At 45.6% G+C, this 18,398-nt stretch carries 14 protein-coding genes; 6 read left to right on the top strand and 8 right to left on the bottom strand.

The window, feature by feature from the left end:
- Nucleotides 1-768: hypothetical protein (locus AAA952_RS08225; RefSeq protein WP_338255971.1), on the bottom strand; the 768-nt coding region annotated here is incomplete at its 3' end.
- Nucleotides 769-1,543: 775 nt separating this feature from the next.
- Here AAA952_RS08225 and AAA952_RS08220 point away from each other — a divergent pair.
- From AAA952_RS08220 to AAA952_RS08210, 3 genes are all read left to right on the top strand, one after another.
- A complete protein-coding gene (locus tag AAA952_RS08220; protein WP_338255969.1) occupies nucleotides 1,544-2,641 on the top strand; it encodes a UDP-2,3-diacylglucosamine diphosphatase in 1,098 nt (365 codons plus the stop codon).
- Nucleotides 2,631-4,517, top strand: a complete 1,887-nt coding sequence (locus AAA952_RS08215) for a lysophospholipid acyltransferase family protein (protein ID WP_338255968.1) — start codon at nucleotides 2,631-2,633, stop codon at nucleotides 4,515-4,517. Before AAA952_RS08220 ends, AAA952_RS08215 begins: the two co-directional genes overlap by 11 nt.
- Nucleotides 4,518-4,632: 115 nt before the next feature.
- Nucleotides 4,633-5,064: a CBS domain-containing protein gene (locus AAA952_RS08210; RefSeq protein ID WP_263140136.1), complete on the top strand. Its 432-nt coding sequence runs from the start codon at nucleotides 4,633-4,635 to the stop codon at nucleotides 5,062-5,064.
- 62 nt (nucleotides 5,065-5,126) lie between these two features.
- Here AAA952_RS08210 and AAA952_RS08205 read toward each other — a convergent pair whose 3' ends face one another.
- Nucleotides 5,127-6,479, bottom strand: a complete 1,353-nt coding sequence (locus AAA952_RS08205; protein WP_263195680.1) for an NCS2 family permease — start codon at nucleotides 6,477-6,479, stop codon at nucleotides 5,127-5,129.
- A 693-nt stretch (nucleotides 6,480-7,172) separates the two neighbouring features.
- On the opposite strand from AAA952_RS08205, the gene AAA952_RS08200 reads away from it, so the two are divergent.
- Nucleotides 7,173-7,544: a PilZ domain-containing protein gene (locus tag AAA952_RS08200; protein WP_105251715.1), complete on the top strand. Its 372-nt coding sequence runs from the start codon at nucleotides 7,173-7,175 to the stop codon at nucleotides 7,542-7,544.
- A gap of 85 nt (nucleotides 7,545-7,629) precedes the next feature.
- On the opposite strand, the gene radA is transcribed toward AAA952_RS08200, so the two are convergent.
- The gene (radA, locus tag AAA952_RS08195; RefSeq protein ID WP_006082696.1) at nucleotides 7,630-8,994 is read right to left on the bottom strand and encodes a DNA repair protein RadA; all 1,365 of its coding nucleotides are present in this window, start codon (nucleotides 8,992-8,994) and stop codon (nucleotides 7,630-7,632) included.
- Between the two features lie 100 nt (nucleotides 8,995-9,094).
- On the opposite strand from radA, the gene AAA952_RS08190 reads away from it, so the two are divergent.
- Nucleotides 9,095-11,476 (top strand): PilZ domain-containing protein, encoded by a 2,382-nt coding sequence (locus AAA952_RS08190; protein WP_338255961.1) that lies wholly within the window; start codon nucleotides 9,095-9,097, stop codon nucleotides 11,474-11,476.
- Here the strand turns inward: AAA952_RS08190 and AAA952_RS08185 are convergent.
- Nucleotides 11,473-12,459: an alpha/beta fold hydrolase gene (locus AAA952_RS08185; RefSeq protein WP_219251208.1), complete on the bottom strand. Its 987-nt coding sequence runs from the start codon at nucleotides 12,457-12,459 to the stop codon at nucleotides 11,473-11,475. The two genes, AAA952_RS08190 and AAA952_RS08185, sit on opposite strands and share 4 nt — an antisense overlap.
- A gap of 115 nt (nucleotides 12,460-12,574) precedes the next feature.
- Complete coding sequence (serB, locus tag AAA952_RS08180) at nucleotides 12,575-13,555, bottom strand: phosphoserine phosphatase SerB (RefSeq protein WP_338255956.1); 981 nt, start codon at nucleotides 13,553-13,555, stop codon at nucleotides 12,575-12,577.
- A 79-nt stretch (nucleotides 13,556-13,634) separates the two neighbouring features.
- Between serB and AAA952_RS08175 the strand changes: the two genes are divergently transcribed.
- On the top strand, nucleotides 13,635-14,669 hold the full coding sequence (locus AAA952_RS08175) for a YtjB family periplasmic protein (protein ID WP_445190373.1): 1,035 nt from the start codon (nucleotides 13,635-13,637) through the stop codon (nucleotides 14,667-14,669).
- A 191-nt stretch (nucleotides 14,670-14,860) separates the two neighbouring features.
- Here the strand turns inward: AAA952_RS08175 and deoD are convergent, their stop codons facing one another.
- The 3 genes from deoD to deoA form a co-directional block, all read right to left on the bottom strand.
- Nucleotides 14,861-15,571: a purine-nucleoside phosphorylase gene (gene deoD, locus AAA952_RS08170; RefSeq protein ID WP_113939310.1), complete on the bottom strand. Its 711-nt coding sequence runs from the start codon at nucleotides 15,569-15,571 to the stop codon at nucleotides 14,861-14,863.
- A 91-nt stretch (nucleotides 15,572-15,662) separates the two neighbouring features.
- Nucleotides 15,663-16,877, bottom strand: a complete 1,215-nt coding sequence (locus tag AAA952_RS08165) for a phosphopentomutase (RefSeq protein WP_212599321.1) — start codon at nucleotides 16,875-16,877, stop codon at nucleotides 15,663-15,665.
- 9 nt (nucleotides 16,878-16,886) lie between these two features.
- A complete protein-coding gene (deoA, locus tag AAA952_RS08160; protein WP_173243376.1) occupies nucleotides 16,887-18,218 on the bottom strand; it encodes a thymidine phosphorylase in 1,332 nt (443 codons plus the stop codon).
- Nucleotides 18,219-18,398 lie beyond the last annotated feature (180 nt).

Below are 18,398 nucleotides of genomic sequence, written 5' to 3'. Positions count from 1 at the left end.
AGCAGCATCTGGCACATGAACTAAAAACCTACTGAATTCCGCTTTCATTTTAGTATTAGTTGCTTCGATAGTATTGCGATACTCTGATTCATCAAAAGGCATATTTAGTTCAGCACGTATACATGTAATCGCCTTTATCTCTAACTCAGACAAACTTATTGATGCCTCTATGCATTTAACAAAAAACTCCTTCATGGCTCTGTTCAATTCAGTATATTTTGAGTCACGATCCTGAATAAATAGATCGATTTGTTTCGAGTGATGGTCAAAGTTGTTTTGTAATACTTGCCATAACCTTGGGTCGCTGTCTCCTCTTATATTATATGCCGTCATTTCATTGAGCATTTGATTCTGCTTTTGAAAACTTCCGTCTAATTGAGTTGAGAGAATCTGAATGTCTGTTCTGAGGTTATCCAGGGGCAGCTTTTCAGGAAGTAGCGCAAGGAGTTTCTGTGCTATAGCTGCGGAAAGCTCTGTGACTGCTTGAACCGTTGCATTAGTTGCAACAACTGTCAATTTTGCAGTTGCAACTCCGTGAGCTGATGCTCGCTCCATTTCTTCTTGTGAGATATTAGGAAGTTTCATTAGCATCAACTTCGTAGTTACGAGTTGCTCAGCGGCTGCCATAAATATTTCCGACTTTAGCGCGTGTTCCCTATCTTCCTTTCTGGACTTGGATTGGTAGTAATTCGTTAACCATACACCAATAAGCGTGATGCAAGAGCCAATTACTGCGCCAACGACTGTATCTGTAATTAATTCCTGCACTTAATTCTCCTAGATGCTTAACATTTTATTAGTGCGCATGCGAGTTTACCTCATTAGACTAGTGAAAACGCGCACACTTAACTAACTGTATGCAAAGAATTTATCAGCTTTTTATCAAATACACCATCCGGAAAAACGCGCATGCGCGTTTTCCAAACCTATTAACTAATTTTGGAAAAGTATATACAAATGATTTTAAAGGGTTTTGTTAATTTTAGGCTGGATAAACGCGCAAACTCATGAGTGTAAAAACACTCAAAAGCATCTAAATTTAAATACGACTGTATACCCATACATTGTTAGTCGCTTTACGGTAGGGCCAAATATTAGGTAAATGGATGAGATTTTGTAGGGCAATTCATTCGTCAGTTTTCGATTCACTAAATAAATGCTAGCAAGCTTTGGGGCATAGGCTTTTTAGCTAAACGAACAGCGAAAGGGTCAGTGAGGATTGGCATTGTTGCAACAGTGACCGTTGGCGGCATGGATGCCGCCGTCGAGCCTATAGGGATACTTCTTATGAAATAAAAAGACGGCGAGTCACTGGGGAAACAATGACAATTCATGCTGCAAACTGACAACAAAGTTATCTTGCTTTGGGGCAGAAGTAAGTTAAACCAACCTATCGGATCTAATTGTATCCAGATGTGAATCTTGCAGGTTCAGTCCAGGCTAATTCACCTTTTGTCATCTGCATGTCATCTAAACTTCATCATTCGGTCAAAGCCCCCCACTAAGCTCATATTCGTTAACAGCCTAATGGGGTGAATACGAGATGACAGGATTTAATTTCAGGAAACTTGAGAGGTCTACGCGGGAAGAGATAAATGACCCCAGCCTTTCTCCTCCCATCTTTAATCGCTCAACACAAACGCCAACATTAGCACCAACATCCTCAAATCAATTCAATTGTGCCGCGATTACCCCATCCGCATTAACTTCAGCCCATACAGCAAGCATCACAGTTAACGCCCTCTGGTTGTCAGATATCCATTTAGGCTGTAAGGATTGCAAGGCTGACTACCTGCTCAGCTTGCTTGAAACCGTGCGTTGTCAGCACTTGTATCTGGTCGGTGACATAGTCGATTTATGGGCGTTGAAACGTAAGCTGCACTGGCCCGATAGCCACAATAAGGTGCTGCAAAAATTCATTGAACTGGCACAAAACGGCACCCAAGTGATTTATCTGCCGGGCAACCACGACGAATTGATTAAACCCTACGCCGAGCTAAGCCTGTGGAATATCAAAATTGCCCGCCAACATATTCACCACGGAATTGGCGGCCATAAACTCTTGATGCTCCACGGGGATCAGTTTGATGCCGATGTGTGTGTCGGCCGTTTCTACGCCATATTGGGCGACCATTTATATGACCTATTATTGTTCCTCAATCGCAATCTCCATAGCTTGCGGGAACGCTTAGGTTATCCCTATTGGTCACTGGCAAGTTATATCAAGTCCAAAGTGGGCAAGGCTCAAGCGGCTATTGGACATTACCGTCAAGCGGTACTCAACTATGCCCAGCACTTTGATGTTGACGGTGTGATCTGCGGTCATATCCATCAACCCGAACTCTCGACTCACTCCAGAGCCGCCCAATATTACTCACCACTCAGTCCCCCTGAAAAGAGGCAGATCATCTACGCCAACGACGGTGACTGGGTCGAAAACTGCAGTTTAATCACAGAAACCTTAAGTGGCGAATTACAACTTTGCCGCTGGAACGAGCAAACGCTCAAGCTCGATATTCTCAACAGTATAGCGCTGGTACAACAGCCGCCTAAGACGCACAAAGACAAGCAACAAAAAACGGCAGCGCAGCAAATGCCAAACACAAATACCGGCGAAACTCGCCCAAGGGATGTTGCCTAACACTATGAATCAATTACATAACGCTATGGAATACAATGAAAAAACGCTAAACAGCAACCTTAGCCATAACAAGCATACTGTGCCGTTTAAGGCGAATAACATGATTTTTACCGTTGATAATGTGGTTGAACAAAATCTACCAGCGATCAATGACAAACCTTGGCTCGCTAAACCTGCCAAGGCCATGCTGCGTTACCTGCTCAATGAAAAACAGTGCAACGATATCGCCAGTCAATATACCTATTTACAGGGCGTAGACTTTGTCGAACAAATGCTGGCGAGTTTTGACTTTAGTTTTACCGTGCCCGCCAACGAGATAGAAAACATTCCCTGTGAAGGCCGAGTGGTCATATTCGCGAACCATCCTATAGGTTCACTCGATGCATTAGCGCTCATCAAACTCATCAGTGAAGTTCGCCCTGATATTAAAGTCGTCGCGAATGAGCTCTTGATGGCGCTGGAACCGCTGCACTCAATCCTACTGCCAGTGCGCAATATGACCGGCGGCACACCGAAACAGCATTTAGAAAAAATCCACCAGCATCTGCGTAATGAAGGCGCAGTGCTGATTTTTCCGTCGGGCGAAGTCTCGCGTCTGCGCCCTAACGGCGTGCGTGATACCCAATGGCACTCAGGCTTTTTAAAGATGGCGATTTCCTGCAATGCGCCCCTACTGCCAATATTTTTAGATGCCAAAAACTCTGCCACTTTCTACGGCGCATCTATGATTTACAAGCCACTTGCGACACTGCTGCTAGTGAAGGAAATGTTCAAGCAGGCTAAACGTAATATGCCGATCCGCATTGGCGAGCTCATTCCTAATGAAGCCGTACGCTCAATGGACTTTCCACTCAAGACCAAGATAAAACTGCTTAAAAATCACTTGTATCGTATCGGCAAAGATAAAGATCCACTGTTTATCACCCAGAGCGCTATCGCCCACCCCGAATCGCGCCGTGAACTGCAAGCGGCACTGCAACAATGTGAACTTCTAGGGGAAACGCAAGATAACAAGTTGATTTATCTGTACCAACACAACGACAGTAATCCCATCATGCGGGAAATCGGCCGCCTGAGGGAAATCGCCTTTCGCGCCGTAGGCGAAGGTTCGGGCAAGCGCCGCGATATCGATAAATACGATTCCTACTACCAACACTTAGTGTTGTGGGATAAAGAGCAGTTTGAAATTATCGGCGCCTATCGTTTTGCCAGTGGTGAGCAAGTCTTAGCAAAATATGGCGACAACGCACTCTACAGCCAATCCCTATTCCAATACGCCGACAGCTTTATGCCCTTTGTGAAGCAAGGGTTAGAACTCGGTCGCAGCTTTGTGCAGCCTAAATATTGGGGTAAACGCAGTTTAGATTATCTGTGGTTTGGCATTGGGGCTTATCTCGCCAAGCATCCTGAATATCGTTATCTATTTGGCCCTGTGTCCATCAGTAATCAACTGCCTGGAAGTGCTAGGGAAATGCTAGTGCACTTTTATGCGCGGGAATTTGCACCTGCGCAGCAGATGGCAGTTTCCATGTCACCCTTTGGCTTATCTAAATCCCAAAAAGCTAAGTTAGATGACTTGTATTTCTCCGAGGATTATCAGAGTAACTTTAAGCAACTCAAACAAGTGCTCGCGAGTATGGGGGCGGCCGTACCTACGCTCTACAAACAATATGGTGAACTGTGTAAAGCGGATGGGGTTAAGTTTCTCGCCTTTGGTATCGACGCCGACTTTGGCGATTGTATCGATGGCTTAGTACTGGTGGACACCCACAAACTGAAAGGTAAAAAGTATCAACGCTACATAGGTGCACACTTGCCCGAATCGGAGCGGATGCCAATCACAGCGGATGATGAGCCAGAGGTCCAAGATCTTTGAGTTAAAACTTTGTAATGGGTGTTGGCTAAACTTGCACCACTCTGTTATAAGTAACTGTAATGCAGCGCATTAACAGAGCGCATCCTAGGATGCGCAAGCTTAACAGGGGATCATCATGCCGATCATTATCGCCGATATTATGAGTACCCGAGTCGTCACGGTTGAAATGGACGATCGATTAACTGTGGCGAAGGAAATCTTCGACCAAGCGAGCTTTCATCACTTGTTGGTCGTCGATGAGTATCAACTTGAAGGCGTGTTATCGGAGCGGGATCTGCTGCGCGCGATTAGCCCGAACTTAGGCAGTAGCGCGGAAACCGCAAGAGACTTAGAAACCCTACAAAAACGTGTGCATCAAGTGATGACGCGTAATCCGGTTACCGTCGCACCCCACATCAATTTAGACACGGCTACCCGCATGTTATTAGATAACGATATCGGCTGCTTACCCGTGTTAGAGGACGGTAAATTGGTTGGGATTGTTACTTGGAAAGACTTATTACGTGCCTATTGTGAGTACAGAGCACAAAATCAAAGCGAGTGCTAATCCTAAGACTGCACTCGCTTCTGTTCTCAATAACTCAGTTCAACTCACTCAGTTTGCCTAACTTAAATCGCCCAACCACCCATATAAAACACCACTAAACCTAAGGTGATGGCAAGCACGCCTAACTTCAGTTTACGCCATTCGCCACTGCAAATACGGCCTACCACCAGTGTCACAAAACCCAGCATAATACCGGTAACGATATTACAGCTTAAGATGATAAACACAGCGCAGGTTAAGCCCGACATGGCATCAACTTTATCGTCAAAGTCGAGTTTCGCCACATTACTCAGCATCAACAAACCCACATACATCAAAGCAGGTGCTGTCGCATAGGCTGGCACTAAATAGCTTAATGGCGCTAAAAACATCATCAATAAAAACAGTACGCCAACTATGGTAGCCGTTAAACCTGTCTTACCGCCCGCTGCAGTCCCCGCCGCCGACTCGATATACACAGCCGCTGGTGCACCGCCGACTAAACCTGCCACCATACTGCTTACTGAGTCTGAAGTTAAGGCTTTACCACCGCCGACAATATTGTCGTCTTTATCGAGTAAATTCGCTTGCCCAGCCACAGCACGAATAGTGCCGGTCGCATCAAAAATCGCCGTCATCACTAACGCTAATACGATAGGCAATACCACAGGATTAAAGGCACCCATAATATCGAGCTGACCAATCAGTGAATGCTCTGAGGTAAAATCAGGCAAGGCGAACAAACCTTGGTATTTAACGCTCGGATCGAACACTAAACCAAATACCGATAGCGCGATAATCACCAACAAAATACCGCCAGGTACACCGCGGCGCTCTAAACCAATTGTCGCCGCTAAACCTATAACGGTAGCGATAACAGGTAAGCTGTTAATGTCGCCTAACTTCACAGGTAAGCCTGCGCTATTGGCCACAATCAACTGCACACTGTTAGTCGCAATCAAAAGTAAAAACAAGCCGATACCTATGCCTGTACCGTGGGCTATGCCCTTTGGTAAATTCGCCAGCACCCACTGGCGAATACCTGTCACACTCACAAGCGTGAACGTCACGCCCATTAGGAAAATCGCGCCTAAGGTGACTGGAATCGACATTCCCTGACCTAGGACTAAGCTAAACGCAGTAAAGGCAGTGAGCGAAATCGCGCAGCCAATCGCCATAGGTAAGTTAGCCCATAAACCCATGAGCAAAGAACCAAATGATGCAATTAAACAGGTTGCAATAAACACAGCGCCGGGATCAAACCCCGCTTGGCCTAACATGTTTGGCACCACAATCACTGAGTAGACCATAGCGAGGAAAGTCGTTAATCCCGCAATCACTTCTTGGCGAACTGTGCTACCACGTTGTTGAATAGAAAAATAACGGTCCAGAAACGAACCAGAGGGTACGGCTGTTGAACTCAATTGCTCAGACATAATGTTGTTATACCTTGTGATCTCTTAAAATGGGGTCGGTACCAATTACCCTAAAACGCAATTGGCGACGCTGGCTGCGGCAGATTAGAGCCCCAAATCCATCAGACTTGGGTGAGAGATCCACATCATTTTCCTACTGTGGGAAAAATCCATGATCTGCAAGCAGTGATGCCTCGCGATGATTAACAAGCCATTAACCATGTAGACGCAGCCGTTGTTGGCCGCGGATGATACTGGAATCTCCCAAAGATAGCTAAGACATCGCCTACACTTCGATAAAAAATTAGCGGCAAAAACTGAAATCTGTTGTTTAAAAAAACGCCTAAACCTATGTAATAACTGCTACTTAATATCACATTAATCACGATAAGAGTCTGCCAGTGCCGCGTAAACGTACGCTAACTTCCCCCTCCTTCATCTCCCAATATTAGAATATGGCAAGTCAACCAAACCTTGATACTTAGTGTATTGATACTTGGTGTATTAATGTTACAGGGGTTGTTGTAAAAGGAGCCACACTTACGCTTTCTGTAACGAACACCTCGTCATTCACACCGCCTGCGTGAATATGCGATCTTGGTAGCTTTATTGAACAAAAAATTACTCTGCTTTTACAGTCACATCAATATGACTTATGCTTAGAGGCACTGATGGGACTACACTTAGCTGACTATGAAAGAAAAAGGATTGGGTATGGACGAAAGGCGTAAGTTTTCGCGGATTCTATTTGCCACGAGCGCACATCTACAACAAGGTGGTGCACAGTGGGAGACGACCATTCTCGATTTGAGTCTAAATGGTGCCTTGGTTGAAGAACCGCAAAATTTTATTAATTCGGGTGATGCTATTACCCTCAGTTTTGCCTTACCAGAATCTGACATTGAGATCCGTATGGAAACTGAGTTGGTCCATCAAAAAAATGCCCAATTAGGTTTGAAGTGTAACTTTATCGATGTTGATAGTATCAGCCACCTAAAACGTATGGTGGAACTGAACCTAGGTGATGCTTCTTTGCTAAATCGTGAACTCATGTTGTTTATCGAAAAACACAATATCACAGCTTAAAACACCAGCTCATAAACACAAACAGCGCCTCATGGCGCTGTTTGTGTTTATGAGCTGGTGTTAACTCACTCGCGAGCATTTGATGCTAAATCGCTTCTAGCGCTTCGGATAACTTAGAAACACCCACCACTTCCATCCCAGCTGGAGGCTTTTTCGGCACATTGGCCTTGGGCACGATTGCTCGCTTAAAACCATGCTTAGCGGCTTCGATTAATCGCTCTTGCCCATTAGGCACAGGACGAATTTCGCCGGACAGCCCGACCTCACCAAAGGCAACTAAATCGCTAGGCAAAATATCACCGCGAAAACTCGATACCATTGCCAAGAGTAACGTTAAGTCGGCACTGGTTTCCGTTACTTTCACGCCGCCCACCACGTTAACAAACACGTCCTGATCCGACATCTGCAAACCACCATGGCGGTGCATTACAGCAAGCAACATGGCCAAACGGTTTGCATCCATACCCACAGCCACGCGGCGCGGGTTAGACATGGCTGAGTTATCCACCAGCACTTGCAGCTCCACCAACAAGGGCCGGGTGCCTTCCCAAACCACCATGACAAGCGAGCCAGATGATTCTTCTTCACCACGAGAAAGGAAGATTGCCGAAGGATTGGCGACTTCCTTTAAGCCGCGCTCTGTCATGGCAAATACGCCTAATTCATTGATCGCGCCAAAACGATTTTTATGGGAGCGCAAAGTGCGGTAACGACTATCGCTATCCCCTTCAAACATCACAGAGCAGTCGATACAATGTTCCAATACCTTGGGCCCAGCCAAACTGCCATCTTTGGTCACATGGCCGACCATGATCACGGCAATGCCATTTTCTTTCGCAAAACGGGTTAAGTAAGAAGCGGATTCACGCACCTGCGACACACTGCCAGGGCTCGATGCCACATCACTCATGTGCATCACTTGAATCGAGTCAACAACGATGACTTTCGGCAATTCTTTAAGGGCAACTTCGCAAATTTGCTCGACGCTGGTTTCAGACAACATTCGCAATTTATTGGTTGGTAAACCAAGGCGATGGGCGCGCATCGCTACCTGCTGCAACGATTCTTCACCCGTGACATACAGTGCAGGCATTTGCTCGGCCAAATGACACAGAGTTTGCAATAAAAGCGTACTCTTACCTGCGCCTGGATGTCCGCCAATCAAAATGGCAGAACCTGGTACAATCCCACCACCGAGCACTCGATCTAATTCGCCAAAATGACTCAAGATCCGCGGTAAGGCATTAAGATCGATTTGATCTAATGTCTTCACTTCATTGCTGCTTGCTCCGGCATAACCGACAAACTTAGTGCTGCGCCCAGGCGACGCTGCACCGAGCCTCACCTCAGTGATCGTATTCCATTCCTGACAAGCGCTACACTGCCCTTGCCAACGGGGAAAGTCTTGTCCACACTCATTACATACGTACGCCGTTTTATTCTTTGCCATAACTCATTAAAATCTGTATAAAATCAATTTAAGTAACTGCGAATACTGCCGACATAAGACTAACAGCCCAATACAAAATAAGCATTAAAAAGAACCCTACATGAGTCTAGATAACCATAGTGCACTCATCGAACAGCTCAAGCCATTGCTCATGGAACCTAACTTCCATGAGATTTTCCAGCAGCTGACGATAGATGAAACCAATTCGACCCGTTTTCTAGTGAAAATGGAACTCAGTCGTTTGGCTTCACCATGCACGCGAATTATCGATCTCAGGGATAAATCTGAGCTTCCTTGTGTTGAAGTGATGTTAGGTCAACAGCGACATTTTTTAGATGAACCCGCCAAAAACAGTATGCATGAGGCCATGTCACTGTTTCGCAACCAATATACCTTGGGAGTATACGAGTATGTGCTCAATGCTCACCAACAACGTCGGTTAAAGTTGCGCCAAAATATCACGCAAGTGGAAGCCGCTGAGTCAGAGCCTTTTATGGTGCCCGGCGTGGTATTAGGCAGTTATTTCAACCGCACAGAAGAGCGAATGAATTACAGTATTCGCATCGCAGCATCGCAAACCGGCCGTGGTGAAGTACAAGGGATAACTGCAGATTTATCCGTAGGTGGTGCCCGTATTCGCCTTGCAGCTAACCATCCCTTCGATCTCGACCATCCTCTAAAAATAAAGTTACTGGAACTCAGTGAAGAGTTTTACTATCCCGATCTCCAGCTCGGTGTTGACTATGAGGTTGTCGATAGCCAAACCAATGGTGAATATATTTGGTTAAGACTCAAGCGTATTGGGGGCAGCGAAGCCTTAAGTGAAATGCTTGGCAATTTAATCCGCGGCTACAAACTGCGTTACAAAGTAGATGTGAATGATGTGATAGTCACAGCAACAGGGCTTGGATTTGAGCGTCATTATTTACCCCATTTGCCGCACTTACCTTTATATTTCAATACTCAAACGCAAGGTTTGAGCCACATGCTACTCAGCCGAGATAACCAGCATATAGTGCATTATTTTCAAGATGAAAATGATGTGAACCAGTTACCAGCTATGCTGACACCAAGCCGTTTATCTGCGCTACTTAATCATCCTGAAAATCCCGACCATGGGCTATTTTTTAGCTTTACCTATAATGCCCAAGGTTGCTTATATTTTTACTCTGCCACCTTAGCAGAGCTTAAAGCTAAGGGCATGATGCCTTTATTTTTAGGCTTTGCATCGACCAAGCCCAGCTGGCGGATCTTCAAAGTCACCCAAGATAAAATTTATCATGATAAGGGTTATCGACGTGCTACCCTCCCAGGAGATGAAGCAAAATTTAGCCCATTGGTCGAACAACAATTATCACAATTTAGCCATTTGCTTCAGCTCATCGAAATCAGCAACGAAGATACCAGAGGCCATTACAAAGCTTGGCAAGACGATAGTAATGCCAACGCCCTAAAAACCTTTGGTCAACAAAGACTGACCACCAATCAAATTAAGTTAGTTTCCATGCAGTTTAGCGAGCGACGCCAAGAAGCGCGTTTCGCCTTTAAAACCTTAGTCAATGTGACTCAAGACAAGCACAAAGCCACGGGCATTACTTTAGATATTTCAAGCCGAGGCATGCAATTAACCTTGGATAATCCTGCCGATTTTTCATCAAATAAACCACTACTGTTAAGCTTCCCAAAGCTCCAAACCATTGCAGGCAAAACACAGCTAGATAACCTCCCCTACCGCTTAGTGCGTACCCGCAAGAATGGTGTAACCTTGCATTTAACCGCCGTTATGGGCCATACGCCCCATGTTGGGGTCGAATTTTTAAATAAACTTATTGCCCATAACAAAGAAAAATTAGAGCAACTCACCGAAAACAATAGTGAAATCAAAGAACTTGCCGATGGTTTAAAAAATATTTTGATGCATGATTTACATTCTGTGCCCTATTTTGTTGAAAAAACGACAAAATCTGCCCAAGTCGCTTGTTTAGGCGTTGGTACACAACAGGATGAGATCAGCGATATTTTTGCCGCGGGCACCTCAGATACTCTGCAATATAATTTAGCGCCACTGCTAAAAGACGGGTTTTTTAAGCGAGATATTCTCGAACCTATCCGCCAAATGAAACCCCAACAGGACATGGATTTTATTGAAGTGTTTATTCAGTTAATTCGCCAATCTCGCGGAAAAATCTTTTTAAAGTGCACTCTTGCAACTGAAATCGGTGATGTCGAAGCACAGATAACCTTTATCAATCAGAGCAAAGCATTAGGCAGATTCCTCGCCCTACGGATTTATCGCGGCGCGACAGAGAAGCCTGACATGAACTACCTACGCCGTGAATTGGAATACATTAATATTCATGCAAACCATAAAGCTAAACAGTTAGAAGAACAGTTATGGCGTGTGATTGGTGTCGGCGAACTGTTAGATATTACCCAAGAAGTCGAATTAAGATACCCAGTACTTCATAAAAAGCAGTCTTAATTGTTCAATACCGCCAGATCAAAACTTAAATACCAATCCCTTATCTTAGGAAAATGATCACTGGTGGCATCTAAATGAGTCAGCATATCTGCATGGCCATAGTCATGCTTAAAGCCATTCTCCTTAGCGAGAAGCGTCGATTTAACCCGTTTAAAGCCACACTCTACGACCATATCCGCCACATCTTCTGGATGCCCCAACACAGTATCGTTTTGCCCTGAGATAAACCAAGCCGGTGGCCAATGAGCGCGCTTTGCCGCTTTAGCATAATCAAACCCATCATCGTGATCGATCCAATCACCCCGTACCCAATCGATACTTTGAACTAATGAAGCGCGGCTCTCATTATCCATACCAATGCGCAGCTTATCGGCGGCGAGGTAACCTTGGCCCATCGCTAAACCTGGCGCTAAACGATTCCAAAAAACATCAACCATTAACCACTTTTTGAAGGACTTAACCCGAATTGTCCGCTTGCTACCGAAAGTAAGCAGTGAACGAACGCTTTGCTGCAAATCAGGATATCGGGCCAAACTACTCGCCATCAACACGCCGCCCCATGAATGGGCACACCAATGCACCTGCGAAGGCGCCACGGCTTTATGAGTCGTCTGCTCTTGGCAGACTTTTTGATGTAAATCGAGAATAGCCTGCTGTACTAAAGGTAACTGCTCGCGGATCACTTCACCCTGCCCTAAGGTAAAATCACGATCAATTTTAGGCAAGCTGAGCCCTCTTCCTGCAGTATCCAGCACATACACCACAAATCCCGCCTTCGCTAAATAACAACCAAGACCACGACCACTCTGGCTATAAAACACCCGACCGTTAGACATAGCACCATGGAGCATGAGGATAGGCGTTTTAGAAAAATCAGGCGCAGCCGGTAATAACTGGCGTAGATGCAGTTGACCATCGCGGTACGGCAGGTAGATTGAAGACTGTGAAATGGTCGAAATTGAGCCTTGGGCGAGCTGAGTCAAAATAAGTCACTGGTAGTTTATCAATATCCCTAAACTACCAGCTCATCAATTAAAGACAAGAGTCCTTACTCTAACTCAGTCTATATCCAGACTTATATTTAAATAAATGAATAACCTAGATTTGTAGCAGGTAAGGTAGAACCCGCAGGTCGAGATGGCGAATATTGGCATCCGCCGCCGCAGCCAGCTTAGGTTTGGCATGGAAAGCGATACCAAAATCCGCTGCTATCACCATAGGTATATCATTCGCGCCATCGCCGATCGCGACTCTTTGGCCTTTTGGAATTTGCCACTGCTCACTGCAACGCTCAACCACATCCGCTTTAAACTGCGCATCCACAACTTTACCTGTTACTTCACCCGCAAGTTTACCGTCAGTGATCACTAACTCATTAGCAAAGGCCGCATCTAAGTTTAAAAGCTGCCTTAAATGGCCAACAAAAGGCGTAAAGCCGCCAGATGCCACCACTAAACGCCAGCCATGGGATTTAAGCTCTAAAAGCATGGGCTCAAGCCCTGGCATCAAAGGCAAGTTGTCGCACAAGGTCTTGATAATACTGGCATCAGCGCCCTTAAGCTGTGCCACGCGCTGGCGCAGACTCTGCTCAAAATCTAGCTCACCTTGCATAGCACGTTCAGTAATCGCCGCCACGTGCTCACCCACGCCCGCCATAGCCGCTAATTCATCAATACATTCAATCTGAATCGCCGTGGAATCCATATCCATCACTAATAAGCCGGGATGATTCAAGCAAGGCAAATCAGCATGAATGACATGCAGTTCAGCTAAAGACTGAGGGAATGCCACTAACTGCGCCTGAGAAGGCAAATTTACCAGTGCCAACTCGATACAATGTAAACCAACTTGTCGTTCGATATGGGCGATACCGATAACGTTAGACTGAGGTAATTGCGCTATCCAGGCCGATATTGTCGCCTCTACCGCGGCATCTTGATAAATAATTCGCACACGTGAAACACCAGCGGGGTTTGCTGACTCTTGATAACGTTCAAACACTTGCCCTTGGCGTTCAAACCTTGGGGAATGGTCAGAGACTAACCACAAAAAAAGCGCATCTTGGTTCAAGCTTTCCATCGGACTTAAATTCTCCAACTATCGGGCTCACACAGAATCAATTATGATTAGGCAAGCGCTCTACATTTTAAGGGTCAAAGTGTTATATCTTAAAGGGCTAAAGAAAAGCCATAAAATCAGTAGACTGATCCAAATTGCCGCCGCCTTCGCCTTAATATTCGGCTTAGTGCAATTGTGGCAGACAAGCCTACTACAAGGTCAGTTGCTTCTAAAGTCCCAAACTCAAAAGATGGCCAGATTACTGGTACAGCAAACCGCTTATGGTGCCGCACCCGCGCTACAACTGCAAAATGACGAACAGTTGCAATGGCTCGCCAGCGCTTTAGTAGAAGATCCTAAGGTAATGTCCGCCGCCATCTTCAGTGACCAAGGCATGCGGCTATCCTTCGCTCAAAGCATCACTAAGGATGTAGTTGATCCTGACTCGGAAGAAATGAATTTGCTGCTAAGCAAATATCCTCCCTATGTAGAGCCCGTGATCCAAGAAGGGAAAAATCTAGGTTATGTCGAAGTCAGGCTTGATACCAAGTTATTTTTCAACGAAATCAAAGAAGCCCATAATTTAAACATGGAGCAACAACAAATCATGCTGCTGGTTGCAGGCTTGATTGGTATGTTGCTTTCACGCTCTTTGTCTTTCAAACGTGCCGACTTCGACCGCCGCCGCTTTAGGGTTAAGTTGCGTCAAGCGCCGAAAAAACCTAAGAAACGATCCTCAGCTGAAGAGCCATCAGAAAGTGTTAATGATAGTTTGGCGCAAGTGCTAACCGAAGATCAACTGGTGTCGACCACTGATCATCCACAAGAAAAAGCGGCTAAACCCACTAAGGCGCCAAAAGCAGTGACAGAGACCCGTGTTGATAAGCTCGCGCAGGAAAGCGTGCAAACTAAGGCCGAAAAAACGTCAGAAAATTCATTGGAATTACAGGATAATACAACAGTTGAAAACGCGACAAACAATGCGGAACAAGCGGCACCTGTTAAGGTTAAACCTAAAGTGAAAAGTGTCCGCCGAGTAAAACACGCGACTAAAACAACAGCCGCTGCGGCCGAAACCTGTACGCCAAAAACGCTCAATGAGCCAAGCGATCTCGACACAGATTCAACAGGTTAATCTCGATCTCAATAGATAGGAAAATCACTACACTCTAGATAGCTAAGCTCTAGATAAGCCATAAACAACCAATTTCTAATAACCAAACCATTAATAACAAAGTCGAATAGAACAGCCGCTAAAAATTGGCATAAAAAAGGGTTCGCATTGCGAACCCTTTTTTTCAGTAGCACACTCTTACAGCGTAACAGTTACAGTGTAATCGCCGCTTCTAATGTCATGATGATCATATCATTGAATGTGGTTTGACGTTCTTCTGCAGAAGTCTTTTCACCGGTACGGATGTGGTCAGATACAGTCACAACGCACAGGGCACGCGCACCAAACTCATGGGCAACACCGTACAGGCCAGCCGCTTCCATTTCAACGCCTAACACGCCCATTTTCTCCATCACGTCAAACATTTGTGGATCAGGAGTGTAGAACAGGTCCGCAGAGAAAATGTTACCTACGCGAACTTTAGTGCCACGAGCTTTCGCAGATTCGATAACCGCATTCATCAGCTCATAGTTAGCGATAGCGGCAAAATCTTGGCCTTTAAAACGTAAACGGTTAACCGCTGAGTCAGTACATGCACCCATACCGATGATCACGTCACGTACTTTAACGTCAGTGCTGATCGCACCACAAGTACCCACACGGATCAGGTTCTTAACGCCGTAATCACGAATTAATTCAGTTGCATAGATAGAGCATGAAGGAATACCCATGCCAGAACCCATTACTGAAATACGCTTACCTTTGTAAGTACCAGTAAAACCTAGCATGTTTCGAACATCAGTCACTTGCTCAACATTTTCTAAGAATGTTTCAGCAATATATTTTGCACGTAATGGATCGCCTGGAAACAGCATTGTCTCAGCGAATGCGCCCTCTACAGCATTAATGTGTGGTGTTGCCATCGAAATAACCCCTGTTTATTTTATTAAGACTTAAGTCTTTGTTTACTGGCGGCAAATGTCAGCCGCCAAATCGAAATAAATGCTAATTTGCCTAAAGGAAAGATTCACCATAGGCCATAGGTTCAAGCTTAAAGTGGCTAGCAATAGATTGACCGATATCGGCAAAGCTCTTACGACGCCCCAAAGAACCTGCTTTCAATCCAGCGCCAAAGGCTAATACTGGCACATATTCACGAGTATGATCCGTACCTTGCCATGTTGGATCGCAACCGTGATCCGCCGTTAAAATCAGCAGATCGTCTTCACCTAATAATGCGAGCATTTCAGGCAAACGGGCATCAAAATATTCCAGCCCTTTGGCGTAGCCAGCAACATCACGGCGATGACCGTAGTGAGAGTCAAAATCAACGAAGTTAGTAAACACGATAGTGTTATCACCCGCAGATTTCACTTCGGCTAAGGTCGCATCGAAAAGTGCTTCTAAGCCGTTCGCCTTCACTTTTTTAGTGATACCACAGTAAGCATAAATGTCGGCAATCTTGCCTACACTCACCACTTCACCGCCAGCCTCTTTCAGCTTATCGAGTACAGTTTTTGCAGGGGGCGCGAGCGAATAATCCTTACGATTGCCGGTACGGGCAAAATCACTTGGACCAGTACCATCAAATGGACGGGCAATGACGCGACCTATGTTGTAAGGCTCTAACTCTTCACGGGTTATTTCGCAAAGACGATAGAGATTGTCTAAACCGAAGGTTTCTTCATGACAAGCGATTTGGAATACTGAATCAGCAGAGGTGTAGAAAATAGGCTTGCCAGAGCGCATGTGCTCTTCGCCTAACTCTTCTAAAATGGTTGTACCTGAGGCATGGCAATTACCTAAGAATCCATCCAGACCTGCACGGGCTAAGATCTTATCCGTCAGTTCTTTAGGGAAAGAATTTTGATGCTCGCTGAAATAACCCCACTCGAATAGTACGGGCACGCCCGCCATCTCCCAGTGACCGCTCGGCGTATCCTTACCCGAACTTAACTCTTGTGCATGACCATAAGCACCAATCAGCTCAACATTATCGCCAAAACCGGGTGCAAAGGCGCCAGTACTTTCCATCGCTGCATGGCCTAAACCTAAGCGCGCTAAGTTAGGTAATTTCAGCGGGCCTTCACGGCCAATATCGGCTTTGCCTTCGGCGCATGCTTTAGCAATATGACCAAAGGTATCGGAACCGACATCACCAAAGCTTGCTGCATCAGCAGAAGCACCGACTCCAAAGGAGTCCAACATCATAATAATGGTACGTTTCATAATTCTTCCTTAAAGATCCGATGCACGAATATAGGCATAGATCTCAGGTGTTTTTTCTGGAGCGGTTTCACCAATGTGAATCGCTTTTTTCACCGCAAGTTCAGCTTCCGCGAAGGCGGCTTCAGACTGTGCATGGATAACGGCAATCGGAGTCGATGAATCTACTTTATCGCCTAAAGCACACACTTGAGTTAAGCCAACACTATAGTCTAGTGCATCACCGGGCTTACGGCGGCCGCCACCTAAGGTCACAACCGCTAAACCTAATTCACGGGTATCCATGCTATAGGCATAACCTTGCATATCGGCAAAAACTGGACGAATAATTTGTGATTGCGGTAGGTATTTACTGTAGTTTTCAACAAAATCGACTGGACCACCAAGACCCGACACCATCTTGCCAAAAAGTTCTGCAGCGCGACCATTATCGAGCACACGATTCAGTTTAGCGCGAGCGTCGGCTTCATTGCTTGCAAGACCGCCCAGAAGCAACATCTCAGCGCAAAGACCCATAGTGACTTCATATAAACGCGGGTTACGGTAAGCACCCGTTAAAAAGTCGATGGCTTCTTTCACTTCAACCGCGTTACCGGCACAAGATGCAAGCACTTGATTCATATCGGTAAGCAAAGCTGTCGTTTTAGTGCCCGCGCCATTAGCAACAGCGGCAATACTGCGAGCTAATTCTTCCGATGCTTCATAGGTTGGCATGAAAGCACCACTACCGACTTTCACATCCATCGCTAGTGCATCTAAATTACAGGCTAATTTCTTAGACAGAATCGACGCTGTGATGAGGGAAATGGATTCAACGGTGGCGGTATTATCGCGGATAGAATAGAAACGTTTGTCGGCAGGAACGAGATCGCCTGTTTGACCAATAATCGCCACACCGACTTCTTTAACCACTTTGCGGAATAATTCACTTGATGGCTCAGTTTGATAACCCGGAATGGCATCAAACTTATCGAGCGTGCCGCCCGTATGACCTAGGCCACGCCCAGAAATCATAGGCACATAACCACCACAAGCAGCAGCCATAGGGCCAAGCATAAGGCTAATCACATCACCCACACCGCCAGTGCTGTGTTTGTCGATAACAGGGCCATTGAGTCCCAATGATTGCCAATTAAGTACAGTGCCAGAATCACGCATCGCTGTCGTTAAAGCGATTCTTTCATCCATATTCATGTCATTAAAGTACACGGCCATGCCTAATGCGGCAATCTGACCTTCGGACACTGCGTTAGTAGTGATACCTTGAACAAAAAACTGTATTTCTGCGGAACTTAGCGCTAAACCATTACGTTTTTTACGAATAATCTCTTGAGCTAGAAACATGATACTGCCTCCAAGATAGGCACTAACAACCCTGTCGCTAGTGCTTATCTTTGCAATGAAACATCAAAACTGTAGCAATATTACAAGTTCATACTATCGAAGTTTTGAGTTTGCCAAATAGATTTAGGTCACACTTAATTAGGCTCGCTATACGCTGATAGTATTAATCAGCGATAGTTT

The organism is Shewanella sp. M-Br (assembly GCF_036245925.1).
Classification (GTDB): domain Bacteria; phylum Pseudomonadota; class Gammaproteobacteria; order Enterobacterales; family Shewanellaceae; genus Shewanella; species Shewanella oncorhynchi.
The sequence above is the reverse complement of the archived record's forward strand: the minus strand, read 5'-3'. Positions and strand labels throughout refer to the sequence as shown.